This is a genomic window from Nostoc sp. 'Peltigera membranacea cyanobiont' 210A (assembly GCF_002246015.1).
Classification (GTDB): Bacteria; Cyanobacteriota; Cyanobacteriia; order Cyanobacteriales; family Nostocaceae; genus Nostoc.
In genome coordinates, this window is the sequence record NZ_NOLJ01000010.1 from 99,663 (window position 1) to 122,989 (window position 23,327).

A 23,327-nucleotide genomic window follows, 5' to 3' on the forward strand; every position below is an offset into this window, starting at 1 on the left:
AGGTCAGTAAATCTCACTAAGAAACAATGGTTAGTAACGATTTTGCACGGGCGGACAACAATCAGCACTTGCTAATGCGCCTACCACGGACTCTAAGTTATCTCGAAACCTGGGGCTTTGGATTAACTGGTCATGTTGGATGGATTGGTACTGCCCCCATCATTCATGCAGCGTTAGGGCCGAAAGCTATCTTAGTTTGGTTTTTTGGCACGATTATTTCCTTCTTGCTTAACTTGCAGGTAAAAAGTCTAGGTAGGCATTGGTCAGATGTTGCTGGAGGAACACCAAACTATACCACAAGGCTATTAAAGAACTTCCCTGGCTTAGGTCGTTACGTAGCATTAGGATACTTTTTTAGCTGGGCAGCAGCACCAGCACTGTATGCAATTATTCTCACCAACCTAATTAAAGTCAATTTTGAAACATTAGGTATTTCTTGTCCAGAAACTTTCTTAAAAATCTTATTTACAGCGATTCCATTTATTTTAGCGTTCAGTGGCACCCGTGCTTTGGCGCTTCTACATTTATTTTTTGTATTCCCAGCGATTTTATTACTGTTATTGTTTTGTGTTCAAGGTGTATTATGGTTAGCCTTTTCATCTCCTAGTTTTCAATTTCCCGCAACTAGCACACATAGCCTAAGCTTTGAAGAATGGACAAAGTGGTTTTTTCTAGCTAGCTATTCAATTTACGCTTGTGAAACCACTTCTTCTTTTGTTGCTGATAGTCGCCACCCATATAAAACGTTAAAGTTTTTAACCGTAGCTGCTTGGTTAATTCCTCCGGTATTTCTAGGTGGTTCTTGGGTATTAATGTGTTCTGCTCCAAATTCAATAATACCTGACGATGTGTTCTTAAATCTGGTAGCGGCTTCTAAACCTTTTTGGGGTGAATTTGCCCCCTTTCTAGTAACACTTCTGATTACTATCTCTTGCCTTCTTAGTTCTGCAACAGCAGTTTCTAACTCTCCTCGGATATTATATCAGCTTGCTTTAGACAGACAGCTTGCTCCTATATTTGCATTAGTTTCCCGTCAAGGTGTCCTTGGCCCTGCTATTTTAGTTACCTTTCTCCTCAGTTTGCTTTGTCTAAATTTAGGAAATATATCTCAACTTGTCACAGTAGCAGGCACTTGTTATCTCATGTCTATTATGGGTCTACATCTGGGATTATGGATGTGTCGTGGCAAACCATACGTGTTATGGCCTTGGTGGTCACTTGGTTTTTTCTTGGTCGAAGCGGTAGTTCTAATAGTGGGAGGTTTAGCTTGGAACTGGAGAGATTTCTTAGTGGGATTATTATTACCCATTATTTTGACAATTGGAGATTTAGTTCTAAGGCGGTTAAGATTTGCGCCATTACACCCAAATTGGTGGACACAGCGTTACGATACTAAGTCTAGTAGAAATAATCCAGATTTTGTAGTATTACAAGTGATTGTTTTAGTATCATTGATTTGTATTACTGCCACAATCAGTTGGGTTATTCGCGATTTTTTAGATAGACTTTCTAGTAATCCTCAACATTCTTTTCTAGCGATTTTATTAGTGACGCTTTCTTTTACAGGGGTTGCGATCGCTTGTTGGACAACCTTACCACAAATCATTGCTATTGATGAAGCACGCAAACAAGCAAGAAACCTATTTATCACTACTCTCGATACCGTTCCTGATACTGTTTTAGTATTAGATGAAGACGGAACAATTTCTCAGACAAATGCTGCTGCTGAAGAATTATTTCAAACAAGTATTCAGCAGTTACTTGGGCAAAAGTTGAATCAGCTTCTAATATGCTATCGCGGTAAACCGGAGCAATGGTCTACTAGGAGTGAGCAAAGCTTGAAAATTAACCAAGGTTTGCGAATTGTTGAATCGACGATTTCACAGCCATTTAATTCTCTGCTACGGGAGTATATTGTGATTGTTCGTGATATCACTAAACGAAAGCTAGCAGAGGAAGAATTAGGCCAGTATCGTTATCAGCTTGAGCAGCTGGTGCTAGAACGCACTATTGAACTGATTAGAGTTAATCAACAACTTCAACAAGACATTGTTAAACGTCAAGAAGCACAAGAACAATTACTGCACAATAGTCTTCATGATGGGCTAACTGGATTACCTAATCAACGATTATTTATGGAGCGGGTGCAGCAGGCAATAGAACAGGGTAAACAGCAAAATAATTATTTATTTGCTGTACTCTTCTTAGACCTAGACCGCTTTAAAGTTGTTAATGACAGCCTTGGACATCTACTAGGAAATCAACTTTTGATTGCAATTTCTCATCGGCTCAAGTCAGTTCTGCGAGGCGGAGACATAGTTGCTCGTTTTGGCGGAGATGAGTTCACAATCTTAATTGACGAAATTGAAGATATTAACACTGCAATACAGGTGGCCGAGCGAATTAAAAAGGTGCTAGCTTTGCCATTTCAATTAAATGAACATCGGGTGTTTACTAATGTTAGTATTGGCATTGCTTTAAGTAGAGCAGATTATGAGCAAGCAGCGCAGATTCTACGCGATGCTGATGTGGCAATGTATTGTGCTAAATCACTTGGTAAGGCACGTTATGAGGTTTTTGATCCAAAGATGCACGAGGGTGCAGCTTTACTCTTAGAATTAGAAACTGCTCTGCGAAATGCGCTGCTCAAGCAAGAAGAATTTCGCCTTGATTACCAGCCAATTGTTTCACTAACAACTGGCAAAATTATTGGATTTGAGGCACTGATACGTTGGTATCACCCAGAACGAGGACTTATTTCCCCTCAAGATTTTATTCCCCTGGCTGAGGAAACTGGAATGATTGTTAGTATCGGGCAATGGGTGCTTTATGAAGCCTGTCACCAAATGCACAAATGGCATAAACAATTTCCTACCTCACAACCTTTGACGATTAGCGTAAATTTTTCTGGTAAACAAATCACACAACCTGATGTGTTTAAACAGGTTAAACATATTTTGCAGCAAACTGGACTGGAGCCATGCTGTTTGAAATTGGAGATTACTGAAAGCTTGTTGATGGATAATTTTGAATTAGCTACCACTGTGCTTTCACAGTTAACAGCGCTGAATGTTGAAATGCACATGGATGATTTTGGAACTGGCTATTCATCCTTAAGTTATCTACATCGCCTACCAATCAAAACCATTAAGATTGACCGCTCTTTTGTCACCAGTATAGGTAGTCGAGGAGAAAACTTAGAAATTATTCGAGCGATTGTGACATTAGCCCATAATTTAAATATGTCTGTAACAGCAGAAGGCATAGAAACTGTAGACCAATTAGCACAATTGAAGGCTTTACAATGTGATTATGGGCAAGGGTATTTTTTCTTACCACCTATGGAACAGGCAGAAGTAGAAATACTACTTGCTGCTAATTTGTGCGGAAAAAACTTTTTAAAAAGATAAAATCTTGGGAGCAAATTCTGTTTAGAGAAACACTTTGTCAAACTGGGCAATAAATTTCACTTGACAATCTATTTTTAGTGTAGCGCTGATTGTAGCTGGAAATTCTCTACGTTATCAAGTAACCCTTCTTCTAACAAAAGTTCGTTAACAAAAGTATCAATTTTGTGCCGATCGATATTTTGCATGACTACAATGTGTACCCAGTTTTCATAAATCGCTAACTGCCACTTTTTAATTAATCTTTGAGAAGGTTTTTGAAACACTACGGTATTAGAAAATTTATTGAGCATACATGGATATTCTCTGATTTTAAGTTGTTGGAAAAGATATTGGGCATTAGCTATACAGGTCTTTGCTTCTTTTGCTAATCCATCATAACCTCTTGTTTGTATTGCATACCAGAGAATCAGAGGGGTATGACCGTTTCTAGAACCCAGGATTGTTGTATCTGATGAACCAATATATTCAATTTCTGTTTCAACTTTTTCTACCCATTTTTTCTTGGTTAAAACTACACCGCAAGGTAAGGGAGAACCAATGAATTTAGCAGAAATAGCTATACTATCTATGGGTTTTTGAAAGTTAACTTGTGGAGCGCCATCTAAAAAGGGTAATATTAATCCTGAAAGGGCGGCATCACAATGAATGTAGTAATCTTTAATCTGATTGCGTTCTAAGATTTCGAGAACTTTGTCTAAGTTATCAATTGCACCTTTGACAGTAGTCCCAATATTCAAATTGACGATCGCAGGATAATTTCGATTTTCGCTAATGAGTTGTTCAAAATGTTCATAATTCATCTCTCCATTAATTTGTGAGTTAACAACATTATGTTGAATGCGGAATAGTTTTGCTGCTTTTGGTATGGAGTAATGAGAGTCTTGTGATGAGTAAAGAATGCCATCGGGATAGATTTCTCTTGCTAAGAATATTCCATATAAATTACCTTCAGTTCCGCCAGCAGTAACATAACCCCAAAACTCATTTTCTGGAATTTTATAGAGTTGGGCAAAAAAAGATAATACTTCTTGCTCAAACTTACGAGAATGGAGACCAAAATCTGGTTCAATATATGGATCTCCAGCATTATTTAACAGAAGATTGAAAAATTTGCCGATCGCACTGTAATCACAACTTAAATTATATGGATAGCCTGCGTGAAGCTGCGATCGCTGTTCTATTTGCAGCAGAAAATCAGCCAATTCCTTAGCGACTTTATTTGACATATCTTTGTATCTCTTAAATTTTAATTGAGTTAATGGATGTTTTAAACTACATTCTACGTATTAATCCATACCTTTAGATTTTCTTAATAATCTATCGTTTTGGCTCTTTAACTGAAGATAATACAGTGAAAATACTGATAAATATTCAGTAATAATACCCAAATATTTTCTACAAAAGTATATTATACTTAGAACTTCTGCATAATACGAGATAACCATAATGCGTATTACGTAAAATATCTTTTCAGTCGTTGACTGCAACCTGATTTAATCACATATTTAACTTTGTGCCAGTTGCGTAATTTCTGGGAATGACTAGGCTATACAAGCGAAGTCCGCTTATGCGGACTTCATCAAGCTAAAAAGACATTTCCAGAAATTAAAGTACAAAATGCAGGATTCGCCCATCAAAGATAAAAAGTTTCTACTTCCTTGTTCCTGCCTAAAAACCTGTAGCTTTGTACTTCATATAAAACAAAACTGCTGTAAGGGACTTCTAAATAAAAAAATACTCAACTACTTAACCTGAGTTCGGGTTAAAGATAAGTAGGTAAAAGCCACTCCAGTTGAAGGCTAGGTTTCTTAGGTTGATGACAATAAGCGATTAATCCACAAAGAACGTTAACGCAAAAATTAACGGGACTAAACAAAGCATCTAAACTAAACATAGGACAGGTTACTGAATTTATTGTTATTTTCAGCTTACTACCTGTCCTTTTCCTTATCCCGAACTCAGGTTAATTAATTTCTTTAATTACGAACTATGAATTAATAATTATGAATTATATTGAGGGGGGTTCCAAATTATCATTGAGAACATTCTGCTAAATTTTTCTTAGCGTAATTACAATCAAAATAAATTAAAGCTTCTCTACTAGTGAGGATATCGTAAGACGCGATAAATCGCGTCTCTACAAGCGTCATCGATCGCACTATTTATCAATTTTCTTGATTAAATAGCTGAAAACTGCTGTCAGTAAATTCTTCTAGAAAAGAGTCTGATTCATTCTCCAGAGGTTTGAAAAACTGGCTGTGCTGCTCTATTTGGGGTGCCGGAAAACACGAATAACTGTTGATTCTCTGGTAAAGCTGAACCTTCACCGAGATAACGATGAAGTCCTACTGCCATATCTCCTGTAGGAGTGAGTTTAAAACTAACTTCTTCAAATTCAGCTTCACGCAAAAGTTTGCGGACAGTATCAGAATGGTGAATACCCTTAGTGTCTCCACGAGTCCAAATGATCGAGGAACCTTTTTTACTTAATAAACTTAGGTTCCGAAGTAAGCGATTCAGTTCAACTTCGTCAGCGAGATTGCCAAATATACCACACACAATCACAATGTCTGCTGGCACTGCTCCTGCATAGTTGGAGGAATTTGTTGCATCGCCATTAACAAACTCAATTTGCTTTGCCAAACCAGCTGATTCTATAGCTAGTTTTCCACGTTCAACTAACTTCGGGTCTAGTTCAACGAGTCGTGCGTACACATCTTTTGCACGGGAGTGCTTTGATAGCGTTCCCAATAAATCCCTCCCATCACCCGCGCAAACACTGACTACACGAATGATTCCCGGTAAAGATGCATCCAAGCTATGAGAAATATATTCCCGAACAATTTGCAGTCGCTGCTGCAATTTTGGTTCACTATTGTAGAGATCGTGCCATTCAAACCAGTCTTTTGGCATAAGGGGCAATTTCCGTTTAATTTAAACTATCTTCTTGCAGAGTGCATTATTCACTCTTAATATAAAAATACGGTAACTTGACGCAGTTACCGTATTTGAATCAGCCAAAAAACAGTATCACATAACTCTTCCAAGATCAAGTCTTGTATCGCTTTTAGTCTAAACTCCAATAACTGAGAAATGCTTTTTGTTCAGGCGTTCATCTCACTACTTTTATTCGAGTAAGTGCGAGGTTTCTGACCAATAAAGGTACGAGAATTCTTGCTGCCTTGTCTAGTTCTCGGTTTTTTTCCTGAAATACTTAACAAAACTTTACCAAATTAAATGAAAAAGACTCTCAATAAGTCTGATAGTATATCTTCAGAGTTATTGCGACTAATACTCATTAAGTGAGCCATGTATTTCAGCTATTTGCAAACTTTCTGAAAAGATAACGCTTTTGACTTGCGTGGCTGTTCAAACACTGGAGTCGATGCCTTGATGGGCAGGGAACGCTGGATTAACCAACCTTTCAGGGCGACTTTTCAGTAGAGCACACAACTATTTATTTATCAGGTGTCAATATGTCAAAAAAAATTGGTTTGTTTTACGGTACTCAAACTGGCAACACTGAATCTGATGCTGAAAAAATTCGGGATGAGTTTGGTGATGATATTGTGACATTACATCCCATTTATGAAGCGGATAGTAGCACTTTTGATGAGTATGACTTGCTGATTATTGGCTCTCCTACTTGGGATATTGGTCAACTTCAGAGCGATTGGGAAGGCTTTTTCTCCGATCTAGATGAAATAGATTTTAGTGGTAAGCTGGTTGCCTATTTTGGTGATGGAGACCAATATGGCTATGCCGATAACTTCCAAGATGCAATGGGAATTTTGGAAGAAAAAATTTCCCAGCGAGGCGGTAAAACTGTTGGCTACTGGCCAACTGAGGGATATGACTTTGAGAATTCTAGAGCTTTGAAAAATGGCAAGTTTGTTGGATTAGCACTTGATGAAGGTAGTCAATCTGATTTAACAGATGAGCGAATTAAAACTTGGGTTGCTCAGTTGAAGACAGAATTTGGTTTGTAGAGATTTGGGGCGCACAGCTAGCTGTGCGCCTTTATTGAAGTTGATAATTTAGAAGTTATAGGTATTTATGTCTGATTCATTTGATATTTTATGGTTAAGTGCCAGTCCTGTTTTGCAGCGTTTTGATAAACCATTACTTGAATATTTATCTAGGTATATAAATGTCGCCCAGTGGGAATACCAGCAAACCAAAGATGAAGCGAGTTCCATAGATCAAGCTGTGGATTTGCTATATGAGTTTTTAGAATGGCGCGATCGCCCCGTGCATTTAGCCGGTCATGGGATGGGTGGTGTGATCGCCTTAACCTTTGCGCGGCGATTTCCGCAAAAAGTGCGATCGCTCACCCTGCTAGCTGTTGCAGCTCAACCTGCAAACAATTGGCAAGCCCACTATTACTTTCAACGACAACTTTTTAGCATCAGCCGTGAGTTAGTTTTGGCAAGCAGCGTTCGCAGTCTTTTTGGAAATCAACCACCTCATACTACTAAAAAGTTAGTAGCTGCCTTAGACAAAGATTTAGAACAATCTCCCTCGTCACACTCTTTGTTTAAGTTGGTTTATTTACCCAAAGGTGGAGTTTCTATGCCAATGATGGTATGTGGTAGCAAGAGCGATCCGGTAGTCAACCCAACTGTATTACATGATTGGTTGAATTGGTTCAAGCCAGAAGATAAGCTCTGGGAATGCCCAGAAGGATATCATTTTTTTCACTATTTCTATCCTCAACAGGTTGGCGAACAGATTTTGAGTTTTTGGGAACATCACCATCCGCATCTGCTAGAAGCATCTGCACTATCTTTTAGCACTTCTACAAATTAGTAACTTTGAGAGTGCGATCGCATCTATAAAACTTGGGATGTGATGGGGTGCGATCGCTACTTTACAGTTGAAAGCACTTTTTTACCAAATTGATTAATGAACTATTTTTACTAAAAATTAAGAATTTTAAACTTTTTTCTAAAAGTAACCTTTTGGTACATCCATACTATAATATCACCAGATAAGCGTAAGTCTTCAAAACTAACGATATGGCTGAATTAAAATTTTTGGGTTATAAGATAAGTCTTACAAACTCAGAATTGATTCTGCCAGCTTACTCTGTTGGCTGCTGTTTAAGTGCATCAATCTTTTAGGGTAAGTCACAAAATTGAAATATTTCTAAACAGTGGTTGCATCATGACATCAACATCAAGACATTCTATTGAGGAAAGCTCAAATCCCTTAGCAAAATTAGATTACATTCCATTACTAGACACAGTTTTAGAATTCATTAAACAAAAACCACTATTTAAATTTTCTCCAGATGGAAATAAACTCAGAATCTCAGCTTATGATATTGCCTATGAAATTGCTACAAATCCCAACCTATGTCCACAAAGTCCTTTAACGCAGAATATAGGCATTAAAGCAGCAACTGTCAATTTTAAGTTGGAAACAGAATTTTATTCTAAAATCCAAGCCATTAGAGATGAATTGAGAAGACAACTTGTTACTGCTTGTGGAGAAAACCAAACTCAATCTTCCTTAGACAATCTTTGCACACCATTATCTGATTTTATTAGCACTCAAGCTGAGTTACCATTTAAATATCCTTTTAACAAGCCTTATAGTTTTACATCTCAGCGGTTAGTTATTGAGAATAGCTTGGCTCAAGAGAGGCGCAAGGGTACAGAGTCAGTCATAAAAGCTCATCACTTGAACGTCAAATTTGAAGGCATATCTAATTTTAATAGTAGGTTTTTAGAGAGCCTTAAAAGCTACATAGATACTATAACTAGACCCGATTCACAAGATTGGCAACAACTGACAGAAATTTTAGACGATATATCAGAGCAAAAAGAATCTGAACTTACTGAGTTTCAAAAAATAGTAGATACTGAATCTCTTCCGAGACTACTACGAGATATCAAAATAGATTATTTGGATTATTTGAGAATAGAATGTGCCAAAACTAATCTACGTAATTCTAATACACAGGGTTTTGAATGTTTAGAAACATTGATTAAGCGGCTGAGATTATTAATAAATTATATCAACGCTCCAGATTTAGATGATCCAGATTATGAAGTAAGTTATTTACTTGATAAGCCTGTTAATCTCCGCACAGCTTTTTCTCAAGCAAATGCCTTTGATATCTTGCCTATTATTCCTGAGTATGAAGGAATGATAGGAGAAAGCATAGATAAAGACAGAGGTATCCAAGAATTCAACTTGGGTGTGAGGTTAAAACTCAATGGTTCTGTAAATTCTTATCATGAAAATTCAGTTGTGAATTACTATATGACTGAACTTGACCCCACCAGTCCGCGTCATAAAGACCAACTAAAAGATCCTGCAAAAGCCAAGAACTTTAAAGAAAAAGTTTTGAAAATTGCTTGTCTTTATTATTTCGTTTTCGCTGTCGATGAAGAAGGCAAGATACCTGATAAAGATTATGATCCTACTCCTAAATTTAAGGAGGATGTTTTAAATAAATTCAAAGTCGGTATTTCTGACGAGGAAGTTACAAATTTATTAATCAAAATTTACGGTTTGATATTGAATAAGGATGTTTGTCAAGTCGAACGAAAATTAGCAGCCTTAAGAAATCTGCTGCAAACCTTTCTTAAGAAAAAAGAAATATTGCCATCATTTTCTAAAAGAGTACAATTATGTATTAATAAAGCAGTTTTGCATAAAAATGCCTCAAAAATTATTAATACTCGTAGTTTTTTAAAACTTGATTTAAATCAAGAAAACCAAGCAAATTTTAAAGCCCAAGCTAGAGAAGCTCTGGCTTATGTGGAGGTTTTACCACCTACTGTAAATGAACAGTCTCTTAGTTCATTATCTGTCACTTTTACTTTTGATGATGTTCGGTATTTTACAGATAGTGATAAGCAGAATTTCTCGATGAAATATGACATCACAGGTATTAAAGCATTGCCAGTAGTCTTTTATCCTCTTGCTGTTAATCCTAAAACAAATAAATTAGAGAATCATCCAATATATGACAAATATTATAAATCACAAACAATGATTGGAATTTATTACCTATCTAAACAAGCTAGAGAAGAAATATTTAAAAATACTCAATCACCAGAAGCTACTATATATCAGCAAGTCTTCACTTTATTAAGTTACTTGTGCATTAGTATTTGTCGAGAGCAAATTAGTCTAGATAGCGAAAAGCAAGAAAAACTCTTTATTCCAATTTTTAGATTTCATCTCCAAGATACTCAGGAAACAACAGAAGATGAAGTTTTTCTCAATTCTTTATCAAAGGCATTAGCACATATTCTTCGCCGAGATTGTATGGCTGATGCTCAAGGACTAAATGTAAAAAATGGAAAAACAATAGATAAGTATAAAGAACAAAATGCCTTGTCATCGTTGTACGCTTTAATTCCTAAAACTTTCGAGTTGCAAGAAGGTTATCAGGCTCAACTGGATAAATTAGCAATTATTGTTGTTTCTAGCTGGTTGAGTGATGCAGTTTGGGATGAAAAAGATAAACCTGTCAGAATTTCAAATATATATGGCGAAATTATTGTTATTAATCAGGTATCTGATACAGCAGTCAAGGTTGAACCTATCAAAACATTTGCAGACAATCAACCTCACTCTAAAATATCTACAGAATCAGAGGTTGTGAGAGATGAAATTAGTAAACTTTACCAACAAGGTTATCGACATTTTTTATACATAGCGAAAGCTCCCTATACTAGGAGTTTGGGTATAACTAAATTGGAATCAGACCCAGATTCATTATTTTTCATGTCTCAGGATGTAGTTAAGTATCTCAAAGCAGGTAAGCCAGATATCAAGCTATATCCAATATTTATGGATAACTATCCTGCTATCAACTTGATTGAAGGGAAAGCTGATTCTTTTTATATTCCTGATATTGAAGAATTAGAGAAGTTATCTGTGGATAAAAGCCAAAAAACCAGAGTGTTTCTCAACCTTTTTACAGGCCGTTCTGTAGATAAAGAGCGGACTATATTTAATAGTGTAGTTTGTTACAGTACTTTACTAAATATTTATGACGTAGGTGATACGAAAGATATTATAGAAGGGTTATTAGATAAAGATTCGCCTTTACAAAAGACGATTTTACAATACATTGCTTTATTTCATTTTTCTCGATACGAAGTAAATCGAAATATTGCTCTCAAGCTGAACCCTTACAGTAAGCTAATTGGTGACGAAGGTATCGGTAAAATATCTACTTATACTTACTCGGTGAAGAATGTTAAGTTTAATAACTTAGCCTTTTTGACCGAAATTAGGAGTGCGCTTTATGGGAAATGATTTAGGCATTAATTTAGGTCGAGTATTTGAAATAAGTTTTAATATCGGCATTTTAACTTACTTTCAGCATTCCAAGTTAAAACATTCCTATGGCGATGTTTATCTTCAGCCTTTAAGTAAGTTATCTTTGCATAATATCCAAAAGGCTATAGCTAATAATTTTATAGATAAATCTCATCAAGAAATTATTGGTGACTGGGTAAAATTATTTATTCAAAAAGGATGGACTTCCGGCTATAGCTTTGTGCGAGAATATATAGAAGCATCTGGCTGGCGAATTAAAAACAAAATAGAAATTATCTATTTTCAATGTGATTTTCACAATGAAAATGCCTTTGGTATCAAAAATTTAGAAAGATATCCTCCTGAATGCTACAAGGAAATTTTAGAAATTCAGGGATTTGAAAACGTCGATATCAGTCGTTATATGGATGGAGGAGAGTTTCTGAAAGCAGATACTCTTTTATTGCTGCGGTATATGGGTAAGTATCGAATCTTGGTTGTAGACTTATCCACTTTTACAACTTCCGCTATTCATTCTATAACTGACTTAAATAACATTCAAAGTCTGGTAGAATCATTAAATACTGAGTTAAATTATGTGCGTTCCAAGTCTAGTTTTTGTGGACTCGGTATCGATACTGGAAATAGTAGCGACAATAACAATAAACTTAACGAGATATATTCTAAAGAATTGACTCGCTTCTTCTGTGCTTTCAAGACTAAAGACAAGGAAGCCGTGAAAGTTATCCAAGCTTCTAGTTATGCTTGGAGTTTTTATAATTTTCTGCTGTCATCAGGTAAAATATCACGAGATGATGCAGTGAAGTTTAATTGCTTTGGCTATAGTGACAGAATGATTAACGGGATTGCTTTGACTAAAGAAAAAGACAATGCTCAAAATAGTCTGCAAATTTTAAAAAATTGTTATGAAATATATAAAAATAAAAGTGACAAAGATATTAGTGACAGTCGCAACACGTTACTTGAAGTCATTAAAAGTAATGCAGCTAGAAACTTTCAGGATGGCAACAGGTTTGTCAAAGATATAGTTGAAACAAAAAAAGATACAATAAATTATATTCAAAATACTGAAGTATTTGAAGCGGGAAAGCATTTTTTTAATACGGCCGGTATTGTACCTGAATCTATTAAGCGATCGCTAGACCTAAAAGAAACAGAATTTAGAAATGCTCATGCAGAGTTGATACATCGAACCCTTGCAGATTCTAGAATACCATTGCTGTTTTTGACGGGAAATCCTGGAATTGGTAAAACTACAGCAGTTGCAAAGCAAATTATTGACCACTTGCATGAGGGGTCACTGCTAATATATGTCAGTCCTCGAATTCAGGTTAACCGAGATATTATTGATAAATTTACAGAAGAAAATAGCTTAAAACTAGTCTCGGACAATTTAATTTGTATTAATACCAATAAAAGAATAGTTGATGATGCCAATGGAGGTTACGTTGTTGAGTACTATAATAATAACCTGACTGACGAACATCAAATAGGGCAAGTAAAATTTCTAGATGCTAGAAATTTAAAAGACAAAGTATCTGAATTTCCTAGTAGCTTAGTTAGACGTACAGATAACTTGGTACAAGTAGAAAAACCCCGTGAGGTTGGAGTTCTAGCAAGTTTATGTGAAGCAATTCACACCTGTATCATTAATCCTGATTTACCTAATAATATTATTGCTACAGCCTCAATGCAGTCTTTAAAGGAAACTCGCTACGGTAATACTTTAAAGCATTTCGGCAGAATATTTAGTAGTGCTTATAATTCTTCCAAAAAGCCTCCTGGAGTTATTCCAAAGAAGATGAAAGAAATCGCCAGTCGCATGAAAAATATTTTCATTATGATTGACGAAATTACAGGTTCCCAAGAGGGAGTTGCTTTTCTACATGGCATTTTAGATTTTGTTGAAGATTATGATTTGTTAAATCCTGAATACGGCTTTAATCTGAAAGTGATTACTGCTGACGCGTCACTGACAATACAAGACGTAGTTGAAAATCATCTTTCTCTAAATCAAATTCAGGGAGATAGAATATTTGTTAGACAAGTTTCAGATTCAATTGGCCAATGTTTATCTCTTAATGAATTTGAATTTTTGGATAAGCCTGCAACTCTAATAAATGCAAATTCTTATCCTGCTGACAAGCTGATATTTAATTATCACATATTTGTCCAGTCAGTAAGCTCAGACGACATTACAGATGAAACTTTTACTTTAGATACTAAGGTAGCTAAAAAAATTGAAGAAGATATTTTAAAATTGCTAGATAAAAATGATGGACAAATTATAGTCTATATCCAAAATAAAGATACTCTCAAGCAATTAATTACTAAAATTTATCAGGTAAGACCTAGCTTTACTCTGCATCAAGAATATTTAGAAATACATGCCAGTTTATCAGATAAAGAAGAAGCTGAAATTCAGAAATACCAAAATATAGTCAAAGTAGTTTTTATGACTGCTTCCGCATCTCGTGGCTTATCTTTTCCCCAAACTAAATATATTCTTGTGCAGATACCTAGCTTTCAAATTGAGCAAAATTTGATGGAAATTATCCAAGTAATTTACCGTGGGCGAGGTGGTAAACTAGACCACGGTAGTAAATATTTAAATTTTTACTTGTCTGATAAAGCGATATACTACCCAAAAAAAGTAGATGATAATGGAAAAAGTTTAAGTGCTGCTGAATCAGAAAAACTTACAAATCTCTCATTAAAAGAAGCTTGTCTGAATATATTAAATATTCTGATTATCCTGAAAGCATCTATTATGACCCGGATTATGGGGTCAGGAGAAATTGGTAGAAAACGATACGTCATTATTCCTATTGGTGGTAAAGCAATTAGCCAAGCAGGGGAGACATTTATTGGTACGTTGGCTACTTTATTACGGCAAATTCAAAAGGAGGTAAAAAAACAACCTGGAGATAATATATTGAAAAATATAGAGCAAAGTTTATATGAATTACTTTCGGTTCAGAAAATTGAAATAAGCCCTTATTCTCAAAATAAATCACTTCCTCAAAATCAACAAGTATCCTATGTTTCAATCGGATTTAATTTTTTATCAAAAATCGAGACTAGCCTTGATAATTTGCTTAGTCTACCACCAATTGAAAAAACATACGTTAGAGGTAGTTTACTCATTGTACCGTTATCAGAGAAACTAGTTAAAGAAACTAATTATATTGACTTAGCAAAAATTCTCGATCGAGAGCGAAATGAAGATTTTATCAAACAACTTCAACTTTTAGTAAAGTCAGGAAAATATCCAAAACAAATTATTAGCGCTGCTTATTCTTTAATAGACTTGACGAGAACACTTTTTAGTGAATTAGAACGCTCACAAAAATTAAGCCAAACTTCTCTTTCGTCAGAACGTTATTATGCTTTACCTATACAGACATTTTTATCTTTTCAGGCTTTTGAAGACTATTTTGAAAATGAGAGAAGAATTGATAATGTCTCTTTACGGGATATTTTAGCTCGGTACGTTTCTACACTTGCTTTAGCATATAATATTTTACCCATTGACTCTAATTATCAAAATATTCCTTATGTAGTTTTCAATAGTGGTGCAATGGATAAATTAGGAAAAAACCTATTTAATGAAAATCAAATATTCCAGTCTAAAGAAATGAATATTCTAAATTTAATTCTTTCTCAAGAAGACTGATTGGCAAGGAAATTTGATTGCAGTTGTGAAATTTGGTGCAGCGATCGCTAATTAAAGTCTCACAAAATGCTCGTGTAAGCAGACTGAGTTACAACGGAGAAAATTTTCGTACTCCTCTTGTGTTCCCAGTGGTATCTTTAATCCATTCGGCTATGACTCAAAGATTCTGATTTAAACGAATTCAGAGGTTAGTTCATGGATTTTCTGTCGGATACCGTTGCCCTATCGCGGATGCAGTTTGCACTGACGGCGATCTTTCACATGCTATGGCCTGTTCTCACCACTGGAATGGGGATTTATCTGGTCATCGTCGAAGGAATGTGGCTAAAAACACGCAATCCCGATTATTACCACCATGCTCGTTTCTGGGCAAAACTATATGTGTTGAACTTCGGTATTGGTGTAGCATCCGGTTTGCCGATGGAGTTTCAATTTGGCACAAACTGGGCACCGTTTTCTGAAGCCGTGGGTGACTTTTTTGGCAGCATTTTAGGCTTTGAGGCTTCGATGGCATTCATGCTAGAAGCCGGATTTTTGGGGATTATGCTGTTTGGTTGGGAACGAGTAAACCCAGTGGTTCACTATTTTGCCACCATTATGGTTGCCTTTGGCGCAAACCTATCTACCTTCTGGATTTTAGCGGCAAACTCTTGGTTACAGACCCCGGCAGGTGGGGAAATGGTCAACGGGAAGTTTGTTGTCGATGATTACTTTCAGGCAATCTTAAATCCCTTCATGCTCAACAGCGTCTCGCACATGTTTTTGGCGACGCTGGAAACTTCTCTGTTTGTGATTGGGGGAATTAGCGCCTGGTATATTCTCAACAAGCGTCATGAGGCCTTTTTTGCGCGATCGCTTAAAATTGTCTTGGCAATTGCGATCGCAGTCACCCCATTACAAATCTATATCGGACACCTCAGCGCCGAGCAGGTAGCAGATTATCAGCCTACCAAACTCGCCGCGATGGAAGCTAAGTGGGAAACCTCTCCAGCCGGACAGCCCGCACCCTGGAGTGTGGTGGCATTACCCAATAACCAGACTGAGCAAAACGACTGGGAATTCTCAATTCCCAACGGCTTAGGCTACATTTTGGAATTCAAACAGAACCTCTCTAAACCCGTTCTCGGACTGAAACATTGGCAGCCTAAAGATCGCCCCCGGATGGTGGGTTTGATTTATTATTCCTTCCGTATTATGAGCGGCATTGGCTTCTTCTTAGCTGGATTGATGGGACTCAGTGTGATTCAGTGGTTGCGGGGCAAACTCTCGCCAGAAGCGATCGCTCAACAGAAATGGCTACTGCGAATCTGGATTTTGGCGGCTCCACTGGGCTACATTGCTGTCGAATCAGGCTGGATTGTGCGTTGTGTTGGGCGGCAACCTTGGGTACTTTATGGGCAAATTCGCACGGCAGATGGAGTTTCTCACCTACCTGCTAGTGAAGTCTTAACATCCCTGCTAATTTTTGCTGTAATTTATACAGCCCTGTTTATTTGTGCCTTATTCTTTGGTAGTCGAATCATTCGTCAAGGCCCCAATCTAGAGCTTCCGGTTCCAGGCATTGACACCGAACCTGCCGCAGAAACTACTCCGGCTGAATTTATTCCAGATCAACGTCCTGTCGAAGCAGAGCAATAAAGAGTGCTGAGTATTGAGTATTGAGTGTTGAGTATTGAGTATTAGACCTCTTGCAAAAGTCCCTAACACCCCACCCCCAACCCCTCCCCGCAAGCGGGGAGGGGAGACAAAGCATAGCTTTGGCGGGGTGGGGTTCTTTCTTATTTTTGATTTATGCAAGAGGTCTATTGAGTGTTGAGTATGGTAAATCAATAGGTAACTGTATGGAGAATCTAGAACACTTTTTAGCACAAGTTTGGTTTGTCATTTTGGCTCTGTTTTTATTTCTCTATGTCATGTTAGACGGGTTTGATCTAGGCGTAGGTATCCTATCGCTAACCAGTTCCAATGACGACCGACGCGACATCTTAATGACGAGTTTGGGTAATATTTGGGATGCCAATGAAACCTGGTTGGTGTTGATGGGGGGTGCATTGTTTGGGGCATTTCCTCTTGCTTATGGCACCATTTTGAATGCGCTCTACATTCCCATTTTTGGGATGATCTTTGGCTTGATTTTTCGGGCTGTGGCCTTTGAGTTTCGAGAGCATTCTACAAACAAAGTGTTTTGGAATGTGGCGTTTGGAGTCGGTAGTTTCATGGCGGCGCTATTTCAAGGATTCGCCTTGGGCACCATTTTAGAAGGCATTAAGGTGGATGAAGCGGGTCACTTTATCGGCAGTATGTGGGATTGGTTCGATTGGCGATCGCTCTTAGTTGCCTTGACATTGATCCAGGGTTATGTATTGATTGGCTCCACCTATCTCATCTTAAAAACTGAGGGAGAACTGCAAACATCCCATTACCGCACAGCAAAAATCGCTGCCTGGACAACGCTTTTAGGTGCAATCTTAATTACGATCGCCACTCCTGTTGTGTATGAAAATGCCAGGGCAAAGTTATTTCATCAGCCAGAAGTGTATCTATTTTCAATCATTCCCGTGTTAGGTGTGCTGCTGATTTGGTTATTGATTCAAAGCCTAAACCGTAAAGCAGAAACTACTCCCCTGGTTTGGACAGTGCTGCTTTTTCTACTTACCTTTGTGGGCTTAGGATTAGTTGTTTTTCCCTATATTATTCCCCCAGGCATCACAATTTATCAGGCAGCCGCAGCACCTAGTGCATTAGTGTTCATGATTATTTTCATTGGATTTCTGATTCCCATTATGTTGTTCTACAACATCTACAATTACATTGTGTTTCGAGGGAAAGTGGCAGGTATAGATTATGGGAAATAGGTGACGCAATAAAGATGCGATACATCATCATAAAGACGCGATAAATCGCCGTCTATACAAAAGACCGATTATTGTAGAGACGGCGATTCATCGCGTCTCTTGCCTACGATTCATCGCGTCTCTTGCCTTAACCGAAGAACCAAAAGGTTTAGCACAGCTTCACAAATAAATGGTGTCTATCGAAAATTTAAAATCTAAAATTTGCTAAGTTTGTGTTTCTCTGTTGATTAATTTTATGGAAATATCGCTAACTCAGTTTCCGGGTCAAAAAAGTGAACTTTCTCTGGAGTTAGCGATAACCAAAGTTGCTCACCAGGTTGTACAAATCGGTCTGGTGGTATTCGCACTTGCAGGTAATTGGCTGTAGCGGCAGGTTGAGATCCCGGTTCGGCAATCTTAACAGCGAGAAATGAATCATTGCCGAGATTTTCTACCAAATCTACTTGTACAGGTAGATTTTTGGTTGCAGGCATACTCAAGTTTAAGTGTTCTGGGCGAATGCCTAAAATTAGAGTTTTCCCATCATATTTTTGTAGGGCTTTTCCCCAAACTTCTGGTAGCGTGAAACGCAACTGGGAATGAGTAATCAATAGAGGGGCATGAAATTCTACAGGAATAAAATTCATCGGTGGTGAACCAATGAACTCTGCTACAAAAAGGTTGGCAGGACGGTTGTAAAGTTCTAAGGGAGAAGCAACTTGCTGAATTTTACCCTCAGACATAATCGCAATGCGATCGCCCATTGTCATCGCTTCTGTTTGATCGTGGGTAACGTAAATTGTCGTTGTCCCCAATTGGCGCTGCAATTTCACAATTTGGGCGCGGGTTTCCGCCCGTAGTTTGGCATCTAAGTTAGAAAGCGGTTCATCCATTAAGAATACTTGGGGGTCACGCGCGATCGCTCTTCCCAATGCAACCCGTTGTCTTTGTCCCCCAGATAGCTGTTTGGGTAAGCGATTCAGCAATGTTTCAATTTGCAACAATTGAGCAACACTACGCACCTGCTGATCCACCGCCCGTTCTTTGTCAGAAGTGTAGCGTAATCCTTTAGGTAACTTTCTGGTCGCCCCCACAAAAAGATTTTCCGCCCACGTCCGAAGATAAGGAGATGAGGAAGTAATTTCTCCCCCTGCTTCCCCTGCTTCCCCTGCTTCCCCTGCTCTCCCAAAACGGCGGCGTAACCCAAAAGCGATGTTATCATACACCGTCATGTGGGGATAAAGGGCGTAATTTTGAAACACCATTGCGATGTCGCGTTCCTTGGGTGGTAGGTCATTGATCAAGCGATCGCCTATCCAGATATTACCGCCAGTCATCACTTCTAACCCAGCGATTAACCGCAGCAAGGTGCTTTTACCACAACCAGAAGGGCCCACCAGCACCATAAACTCGCCATCTGCGATCGTCAGGTTAATCCGCCGCAAGACGTTGACACTTCCCGCACGCTCTTGCGCTGGATCAACTTTATCCCCAGGTGTGAGGGGAGATTGAGTTTGTGAGGTAACACTTTCCCCTTTACGTGAGGAAAAACTTTTATAAACGTTTTCTAAAACAACTTGGGACACAACTGTTAATTCTTATCACTGGGCATGGAGCATTGGAAAAATGACTAATGAGACTTTAGCGCTCATAATAATACACGTTCAGGGTAAATACGAAAAGTTAAAAAAACAGCTTGCAACATCAAAAGCAAACTACCCTAAATTTTAGGGCTGTCAGGAGGTGTTGTGATGAATACCGATGTACCTAAAAATCTTTACCAAGATCCAAGCGTTAACCCTATCCATGACATTGTAGACGTACAAACCACAGATTGTTGCATTGTGGGTGGAGGCCCAGCAGGAGCAGTATTGGCGCTGTTGTTAGCGCGTCAAGGCATTTCTGTGATGTTGCTGGAAGCACACAAAGACTTCGATCGCGACTTTCGTGGCGATACGATTCATCCATCGGTGATGGAAATTATGGAGGAATTGGGACTTAGCGATCGCTTGCTACAACTTCCCCATACCAAAATGCGCCAAATTAGTATTCAAACTCCTCAAGATACGGTCACATTCGCAGATTTTAGTCATCTGAAAACCCACTACCCATACATTACAATGCTTCCCCAGGTAAAATTTCTGGAGTTCATCACCCAAGAAGCACAAAAATATCCTAGTTTCCATCTGGTGATGGGTGCGAATGTGCAGGAATTAATTTCCGAAAATGGCGTGATTCAAGGTGTCCGCTATCGCGGAGGCGGTGGCTGGCATGAAATCCGGGCAATACTGACAGTGGGTGCAGATGGTCGCCACTCACGTTTACGCCACCTGGGTGAGTTTGAGTCAATCGAAACCTCGCCGCCAATGGATATCCTTTGGTTTCGCCTACCGCGTCAACCAGAAGACCCAGAGGGGGGAATGGGGCGCTTTGGTAAACGTAACATCATCGCCATGCTTGACCGTGGTGATGAGTGGCAAGTTGCATATATCATCCCTAAAGGAGGCTATCAACAACTACGGGCTGCGGGTTTGGAGGAATTAAAAAAATCTATTGTCGAAGTAGTGCCAGAATTCCAGCAACGCATCCAAAATTTACATGATTGGTCACAAGTAGCTTTTCTCTCAGTGGAGTCCAGCCGCGTCAAACGCTGGTATCGTCCAGGGCTGCTACTCATCGGTGATGCAGCTCATATAATGTCCCCCGTTGGTGGAGTTGGGATTAACTACGCCATTCAAGATGCTGTAGTCGCGGCGAATGTACTCAGCAAACCGCTCAAAAAACAACAAGTACAACTTAGTGACCTAGCAAAAGTACAGCGTCAACGCGAGTTGCCCACACGCATCATTCAGGCGTTTCAAACTTTTATCCAAAAGCGGGTATTGGCCCCGGTTCTCAACTCAAATCGTACCTTTGTACCACCTGCGTTCTTGCGCTTACCCATCTTGCGCGACCTTCCCGCCAAGTTGATCGCCTTGGGTGTTTTTCCGGTTCACGTCAAGACTTAATTTTTGCCAATAATTTTTTCTATTTCTTCAATGGGTGGTACAATCATACTACTCATGCAGAATTGAATGCTCAATTTAGTCAAGCGAAGGTGGCGAACGGTATACTCAATGCTGTTCAAAGCGATCGCTTGGCTTTTATGCTAGAAAGGACTAAAAAGAATTCAGCACCCAGGTGGTCGCCGAGCGTAGCCGTTCGCGCAGCGTCTCCGGCAGGAGAGGTGAGTCAGAAGTCAGAATTGATAAAGAGTTTAGTATGATTGGTATATTCATTCATCAAGTGTTCTCCTGACTTCTGTTAGCGTAGCGGGGCGTAGCCCATTCTGACTCCTGAATTCTGTTATAAAATTTGTTCAAATATTATTAAAAAATGCAAACAATTAAACCTATCTAGATATTAATTGGCACTACATAGAAAAACCCCCACTTTTTCAATCAGTACTTTTTGCAGTCAGGAGTAATTTTAATGAACAGCTGCGTTTTAATGGCGGAAATTATTAACGAGCCGCAACTCCGTTATACAGCGGATAATTTGGGAGTTACGGAAATGCTGGTGCAGTTTCCCAATTCCCTGAAACCAGAAGATCCACCAGCCACCCTGAAAGTTGTTGGCTGGGGGAATTTAGCGACAGAAATTCAGCAAAACTACCACCAAGGCGATCGCGTCATTTTGGTAGGACGTTTAACGATGAATACTGTTGAGCGTCAAGAAGGTTTTAAAGAAAAACGCGCTGAATTGACGGTGCAGCAAATTCAATCTGTTGGAGGTAGTTTTAATACCGATCCATTACCCTCAGCAACCGTAACTCCATCATTTACTGAAACTGCTCCACGACAAACACCTTCAGCATCTCGTCCTCCACAGAAAGATGTTCCCACTTATGAGTCAGCAGCACGTCCAGCACCTACCCCAGCGCCAAGTTACGAACCCGTACCCCAACCCACAAATTATGAGCGAACCACTTATCCAGCAGTGAAAGAGCAAGAACCAGATCCAGATGACATTCCCTTTTAAAGTTGGTAGTTGAGCGTGTATTCAATTTGCTAACTAACATTACGATTAGACAATTTCTACAAATAGCCATCCTTGAGGATGTGCTATTTTTTTGTCTACGTTGATGCTTTACATCTTGTGTGAGATATCGCTTACCTACTCTGATTTCACCAACTCTCTATCTTCCCATGTAAGCTACAATCAAAATTACTTATCAATTAATTTTCTAGCACAGCTATGACCATTTCTCTGCCACCGAAAATCAATAGTCTTCCAACAACACTACCCATTGAGGGCGCGGTTCGGATTGATTTGGAGGAAGGTATTCCAGTTTTTCGAGCATCCACTACTGTTCAAAGTCGCATTGAAGAATTATTGGCGAAACAGCAAAACACTCAACTTAGCGCAGAGGAAGAAAAAGAACTTGATGGCTACGAAGAAATTGATGACTATATAAGCTTTGTAAATCGCACAATTCGTAATTTGGCTGTTGCTCCAACTCAGCAAGCATAATAAATAAATTGTGTCTTCTCGTAGCAAGATTTCTGAATCTATACAAAAGCAGGTACATCAACGTGCCAAGTGCCTGTGTGAATACTGTCATGCATCTGAACAATGGCAATATGTGCAGTTCACGGTAGATCATATTATGCCGTTGTCATTGGGTGGAACAGATAATTTGGAAAATCTGGCATTGGCTTGCTTTCACTGCAATCGCAGGAAGACAAATCGGCTGACAGCAACTGACCTTCAATCTGGAGAAGAAGTTTTACTGTTTAATCCGCGACAGCACATTTGGAGCGATCATTTTATTTGGTCTGTGGATGGACTATTAATTGTTGGTTTGACACCTATTGGACGAGTAACTGTCACTGTATTAGCCTTAAATCGGGAACGGGTTATCAATATTCGTGCAGCTGATAAAGAAATTGGTCGTCATCCACCAATGGACGATCTAATTCAAGAAAAAATTGATACAAACGAGTAAGGGATAGTACAATGTCTACGATGGTCACTGAGCGCAGCCGTACCACTTCGTGGAAGCAAGCTACGCGCAGCGTCTCGTAGAGAAGTGCGGGCTACGCCTATGCAATATTTTTG

The 23,327-nt window shown here is 38.6% G+C and carries 15 protein-coding genes; 12 read left to right on the forward strand and 3 right to left on the reverse strand.

Features of this window, described 5'->3' with window-relative positions:
- Positions 1-26 precede the first annotated feature (26 nt).
- Positions 27-3,410 (forward strand): amino acid permease, encoded by a 3,384-nt coding sequence (locus CDG76_RS28240; protein WP_094352176.1) that lies wholly within the window; start codon positions 27-29, stop codon positions 3,408-3,410.
- A gap of 74 nt (positions 3,411-3,484) precedes the next feature.
- Here CDG76_RS28240 and CDG76_RS28245 read toward each other — a convergent pair whose 3' ends face one another.
- Together CDG76_RS28245 and CDG76_RS28250 are read right to left on the reverse strand one after the other, a co-directional pair.
- The gene (locus CDG76_RS28245; protein WP_094352177.1) at positions 3,485-4,636 is read right to left on the reverse strand and encodes a histidine decarboxylase; all 1,152 of its coding nucleotides are present in this window, start codon (positions 4,634-4,636) and stop codon (positions 3,485-3,487) included.
- Between the two features lie 1,003 nt (positions 4,637-5,639).
- A complete protein-coding gene (locus tag CDG76_RS28250; protein WP_094352178.1) occupies positions 5,640-6,323 on the reverse strand; it encodes a class I SAM-dependent methyltransferase family protein in 684 nt (227 codons plus the stop codon).
- Positions 6,324-6,886: 563 nt separating this feature from the next.
- Between CDG76_RS28250 and fldA the strand changes: the two genes are divergently transcribed.
- The 6 genes from fldA (at position 6,887) to cydB (ending at position 18,248) form a co-directional block, all read left to right on the forward strand.
- Entirely contained in the window at positions 6,887-7,399 is a 513-nt protein-coding gene (gene fldA, locus CDG76_RS28255; RefSeq protein WP_094352179.1) for a flavodoxin FldA, read from the forward strand.
- A 67-nt stretch (positions 7,400-7,466) separates the two neighbouring features.
- Positions 7,467-8,219 carry an alpha/beta fold hydrolase gene (locus CDG76_RS28260; RefSeq protein ID WP_094352180.1) on the forward strand — a complete coding sequence of 251 codons (753 nt, stop codon included), beginning with the start codon at positions 7,467-7,469 and terminating at the stop codon, positions 8,217-8,219.
- 357 nt (positions 8,220-8,576) lie between these two features.
- Complete coding sequence (locus CDG76_RS28265) at positions 8,577-11,693, forward strand: hypothetical protein (protein WP_094352181.1); 3,117 nt, start codon at positions 8,577-8,579, stop codon at positions 11,691-11,693.
- Entirely contained in the window at positions 11,683-15,393 is a 3,711-nt protein-coding gene (locus CDG76_RS28270; RefSeq protein ID WP_094352182.1) for a helicase-related protein, read from the forward strand. Before CDG76_RS28265 ends, CDG76_RS28270 begins: the two co-directional genes overlap by 11 nt.
- A gap of 195 nt (positions 15,394-15,588) precedes the next feature.
- A complete protein-coding gene (locus CDG76_RS28275) occupies positions 15,589-17,031 on the forward strand; it encodes a cytochrome ubiquinol oxidase subunit I (RefSeq protein WP_094352183.1) in 1,443 nt (480 codons plus the stop codon).
- 203 nt (positions 17,032-17,234) lie between these two features.
- Positions 17,235-18,248 carry a cytochrome d ubiquinol oxidase subunit II gene (cydB, locus tag CDG76_RS28280; protein ID WP_094352184.1) on the forward strand — a complete coding sequence of 338 codons (1,014 nt, stop codon included), beginning with the start codon at positions 17,235-17,237 and terminating at the stop codon, positions 18,246-18,248.
- Positions 18,249-18,481: 233 nt separating this feature from the next.
- Here the strand turns inward: cydB and CDG76_RS28285 are convergent, their stop codons facing one another.
- Positions 18,482-19,813, reverse strand: a complete 1,332-nt coding sequence (locus CDG76_RS28285; RefSeq protein WP_094352185.1) for an ABC transporter ATP-binding protein — start codon at positions 19,811-19,813, stop codon at positions 18,482-18,484.
- Between the two features lie 165 nt (positions 19,814-19,978).
- Here CDG76_RS28285 and CDG76_RS28290 point away from each other — a divergent pair, with 165 nt between their 5' ends.
- The 5 genes from CDG76_RS28290 (at position 19,979) to CDG76_RS28310 (ending at position 23,214) form a co-directional block, all read left to right on the forward strand.
- Positions 19,979-21,235 (forward strand): FAD-dependent oxidoreductase, encoded by a 1,257-nt coding sequence (locus tag CDG76_RS28290; RefSeq protein WP_094352186.1) that lies wholly within the window; start codon positions 19,979-19,981, stop codon positions 21,233-21,235.
- Positions 21,236-21,297: 62 nt separating this feature from the next.
- Positions 21,298-21,492: a hypothetical protein gene (locus tag CDG76_RS28295; RefSeq protein ID WP_094352187.1), complete on the forward strand. Its 195-nt coding sequence runs from the start codon at positions 21,298-21,300 to the stop codon at positions 21,490-21,492.
- 206 nt (positions 21,493-21,698) lie between these two features.
- Positions 21,699-22,247 (forward strand): single-stranded DNA-binding protein, encoded by a 549-nt coding sequence (locus CDG76_RS28300; protein WP_094352188.1) that lies wholly within the window; start codon positions 21,699-21,701, stop codon positions 22,245-22,247.
- Between the two features lie 216 nt (positions 22,248-22,463).
- A complete protein-coding gene (locus tag CDG76_RS28305) occupies positions 22,464-22,739 on the forward strand; it encodes a hypothetical protein (protein WP_094352189.1) in 276 nt (91 codons plus the stop codon).
- Between the two features lie 10 nt (positions 22,740-22,749).
- Entirely contained in the window at positions 22,750-23,214 is a 465-nt protein-coding gene (locus tag CDG76_RS28310) for an HNH endonuclease (RefSeq protein ID WP_094352190.1), read from the forward strand.
- Positions 23,215-23,327: the final 113 nt, after the last annotated feature.